Source organism: Brachyspira pilosicoli (genome assembly GCF_019402445.1).
Taxonomy (GTDB): domain Bacteria; phylum Spirochaetota; class Brachyspiria; order Brachyspirales; family Brachyspiraceae; genus Brachyspira; species Brachyspira pilosicoli_B.
Genome location: NZ_SRZM01000277.1, coordinates 1 through 4,039, shown reverse-complemented (window position 1 = coordinate 4,039; position 4,039 = coordinate 1). Strand labels below are relative to the sequence as shown.

The window sequence follows — 4,039 nt, the reverse complement described above, 5'->3', positions numbered from 1 at the left end:
ATTAAGCTTAATATATTGGCAGAAGTTTATGCTTTTGATAATAGAAAAACAGCTTCTATTGAAATGGATAAATTAATGGCTAAGTATTCTCAAAAAATAGAATATATTATTGCTAGTGATGATAATATGGCATTAGGTGCTTTAGATTCTATTAAGAAATTAGGTTTTAACAATGATAGCAGAATGCTTAATTATATACCAATAGTAGGAATAGGTGGCACACCAGAATATTTAGAAGCGATAAAAAACTACTCTGTATTTGCTACAGTAATGCAAAATCCTTCTACGCAGGCTGAGGTTTTATCCAAGGTTTCATTAAATATAATAAATAATAAATCTCCATTAGATGGCACAACTTTGAGTTTTGAGAATAATAAATATATTTTTGTGCCTTATATACCTGTAACGATGTTTAATTTAGATAGGGCTATTGAAATTTATAAATAATATTTTTACAAATAGGAGTAATTTTATGAACAAATTTATTTTTTCATTGCTATTATTTTTATCTATTTTGTCTAGTTGTTCATCGAAGAAGGTTAATGATTCTAATGATAAGTCAATAGATGTTGCTGTGGCTATATATAGATATGATGATAGTTTTATTTCTTTTATGAGAAGGAATATTGAAACTTTCTTAAAGACTGATAATGTAAAGTTTACTATGACTGATGCTGAGAATGACCAAGTTAAGCAATATGACCAGATAGATGCTGCTATACAGAGAAATGTTGATGCTCTTGCTATTAATTTAGTTGATCCTTTGGCTGCTAATTTGGTTATAGAAAAAGTAAAACCTTCTAATATACCTGTAATATTTTTTAATAAAGAGCCAAAAAAAGATGATTTATTGAGTTATGATAAGGTTTGGTATGTTGGTACTAGAAGTGTTGAATCTGGTGATATGCAAGGAAATATAGTATTAAATGCTTGGCTTTCAAATCCTTCTTTGGATAAAAACAAAGACGGTAAATTGCAGTATGTTTTGCTTAAAGGTGAAGAGGGGCACCCAGATGCTGAAGGAAGAACAGAAAGAGTTAAGGCTATATTAGAAGAAAATGGTATTATATTAGAAGAGTTAGAAATGAATAATGCTAATTGGGATATACTTCAGGCACAAACTTTAATGGATGCTTGGATAAAAAAACATGAGAACAATATAGAGTTTATCTTCTCTAATAATGATGCTATGGCTTTGGGAGCTTTGAAATCTATACAAAAAGAGGGTTATAATATAGGCGACAGCAATAAGTTTATACCAATAGTTGGAGTTGATGCTATACCTGAAGTAATAGAAGAGATAAAGAAAAATGCTATACTTGGTACAGTATTACAAAGTCCTAAAGATCAGGCTAAGGCTATAGTTGATATGGTTATGAATGTTGTAAATAATAAAGATGTACTTGATGGTACTGGTTATACTTTAGATGAAGTAAAAGCAGTGAGAGTTCCATATAAGGCAATAACTATAGAAAACATTAATGATGCTATGGATGCTTATAAGTAAATAATTTATAAGAGTTTTTTAAGAGGCTTCTTTTTAAAGGAGTCTCTTTTTTATGTTTTTATATTTTTAATCTTATTAGCCCTACTACTTTACCTACTATAGAAACTTTTTCTTGTATGATAGGAGGATATTCTTTATTTTCAGCAACCAATTTTATGCAGTCTTTTTCTTTAAAAAATCTTTTAATAGTTATCTCTTCATCTCCATTATCATCTATTTTAGCTACTACAATGTCTCCATTTTGAGGCTCTATATTTGAAGGATTAACTAATACCATATCACCTTCTTTTATATGAGCATCTATCATAGAATCACCTTTTACCTTCATAAGGAAATTATTTTCATCTTGTGCTATAGATTCTGGTAATGGAAAAAAGTCTTCATAAGATTCGTCAGAAACGTCCATTAAAAGACCAGCCTTAACTTCATTTGTAAGTAAAGGTATTTTTATAAGATTCTCTCTTTTTTCTGTTGTATTTATAGGTACACTTCCTCTTGCTCTTTTACCTGTCTTTTTTACATAACCTTTTTTTTCTAATGCTGTTAAATGTGTTGTTACAGCTGTTGGAGAGGCAAAATTAAAATGAACCATTATTTCTTTTACTGTTGGAGGATATCCATTTTCATTCATAAACTTTTGCAAAAAATTTAATATATGTTTTTGCTTGTCTGTTAATTCTGTCATATTAGACACCTCATATATATTAGTATAATATTTATTATTATACTATACAAAAATATGATGTCAATATTTACAAATTAAAAATAACATTTTCTTGATATATTTGTTATAATGTTATACAATATTTATATTATAATAGGAGTTATTTATGTCTATAATAAAAGAAGATATAATTAAATTATTAAATGAACAATTAAACAAAGAGCTTTATTCTGCTAGTCTTTATTTCAATATGGCTGGCTGGTGCGATAAAGAGGGATTAAAAGGATGTAGTCAATTCTTATACGGTCATTTTAAAGAAGAAACAACTCACTTTGAAAAGTTTAGAGATTTTATTAATAAAGTTGGCGGACAGGCTATTATTACAGAGATGAAAGCTCCTCAGAGTAAATTCAAATCTGTAGAGGATTTATTTAAAGCTGTATTAAAACATGAAGAATATGTTACTTCTTGTATTAATGAATTAGTTGGTAAGGCTATGGAAAGTAAAGACCATATTACAGTAAGGTTTTTAGATTGGTTTATACAAGAGCAGCTAGAAGAAGAAGAATTATTTAATGAAATACTTAGCAAAATTAAAATGCTTGGAAATGGAAAATTGGAAGGAAGAGATCTTTATACATTTGACGGTATTATGGCAGATTTTGATTCTAAAAAACATTCTGCTTCTTCTAATGAACAATAATAAAATATAAAATAATAAAGTGAGGGTATATGTTTCATAAGTTTTTAAATATTTTTAGAAAGAAAGATAAAGATATACCCTCTTCAAATAGGATTACTGTAGATAATTTTTTTAATTATGATAAAGAAAATCCTTCAGAAATAAGAGCAGTTAATTTAACTAAATTTTATGGCAAAAGAAAAATAATAGAAGATATTTCTTATAGTGTAAAACAGGGTGAGGTAGTCGGACTTTTAGGACCTAATGGGGCTGGAAAGACTACTAGTTTTTATATTACTGTTGGTTTTGTTACAGCTACTAAGGGTAATGTTTATTTAAATGATATAGATATTACTAAGCTTCATATGTATCAGCGTGCACAGCTTGGTATAGGTTATTTACCGCAAGAGGCTTCTATTTTTAGGAAACTTTCTGTTGAGGACAATTTACTTTCTATACTTGAATATAATGATGCTTTAACTCAAAAAGATAGAATGGATATTACAGACAGACTCCTTGAAGAGTTTAATATTACGCATGTAAGAAAACAAAAGGGATATACTCTTTCAGGCGGTGAGAGAAGAAGATGCGAGATAGCAAGGGCATTAACTGTAAACCCAAAATTTATTTTATTGGACGAACCATTTGCAGGAGTTGACCCTATAGCAGTTATTGATATACAAAATATAATAGCTTCATTAAAAGAAAAAGGACTTGGCATATTAATAACCGACCACAATGTACGCGAAACTTTAAGGATTACGGATAGGGCATACATAATGGGTAATGGTAAAATATTAGTTCAAGGAAGCCCAGAAGAGATTATAGCAAATCCTCTAGCTCGTAAGATTTACTTAGGTGAATCTTTCAGTATGTGATATAAGCTTAAACAATTATATTTTCAATTGTTAATTTCTTATTTGTAATGTCTTTGTTCAAGCTCTATAAACACTTCGTAACTTCCGTATTTTTCTACGACCGAAGGGAGTCCTTCAGGGCGACTAAATTGAGTCCTTACTGTATTGGAACAAAGAAACAAAAAGAGTATATTTTTAGTATAAATAAAATACTTTAATTAAATATAAATCATAATTAATATGATTTAGTATTATTTTTTTTACTTGCACTTTTTAGTTCTTTTGACGAAGTCCGCACTGCGAGCTGCGGGAAAAAGAACAACAAAAAA

The 4,039-nt window shown here is 28.8% G+C and carries 5 protein-coding genes; 4 read left to right on the top strand and 1 reads right to left on the bottom strand.

Going from position 1 to position 4,039, the window contains the following annotated elements:
* Both E6A48_RS09070 and E6A48_RS09065 read left to right on the top strand, forming a co-directional pair.
* On the top strand, positions 1-447 hold a 447-nt coding region (locus E6A48_RS09070; protein WP_219709904.1), incomplete at its 5' end, for a substrate-binding domain-containing protein.
* A gap of 25 nt (positions 448-472) precedes the next feature.
* Complete coding sequence (locus tag E6A48_RS09065; RefSeq protein WP_219709902.1) at positions 473-1,507, top strand: galactose ABC transporter substrate-binding protein; 1,035 nt, start codon at positions 473-475, stop codon at positions 1,505-1,507.
* 58 nt (positions 1,508-1,565) lie between these two features.
* Here the strand turns inward: E6A48_RS09065 and lexA are convergent, their stop codons facing one another.
* Positions 1,566-2,192 (bottom strand): transcriptional repressor LexA, encoded by a 627-nt coding sequence (lexA, locus tag E6A48_RS09060; protein WP_219709897.1) that lies wholly within the window; start codon positions 2,190-2,192, stop codon positions 1,566-1,568.
* Positions 2,193-2,337: 145 nt separating this feature from the next.
* On the opposite strand from lexA, the gene E6A48_RS09055 reads away from it, so the two are divergent.
* Both E6A48_RS09055 and lptB read left to right on the top strand, forming a co-directional pair.
* On the top strand, positions 2,338-2,874 hold the full coding sequence (locus tag E6A48_RS09055) for a ferritin (RefSeq protein ID WP_219709895.1): 537 nt from the start codon (positions 2,338-2,340) through the stop codon (positions 2,872-2,874).
* Positions 2,875-2,903: 29 nt separating this feature from the next.
* Positions 2,904-3,731 (top strand): LPS export ABC transporter ATP-binding protein, encoded by an 828-nt coding sequence (lptB, locus tag E6A48_RS09050; protein WP_219709893.1) that lies wholly within the window; start codon positions 2,904-2,906, stop codon positions 3,729-3,731.
* Positions 3,732-4,039 lie beyond the last annotated feature (308 nt).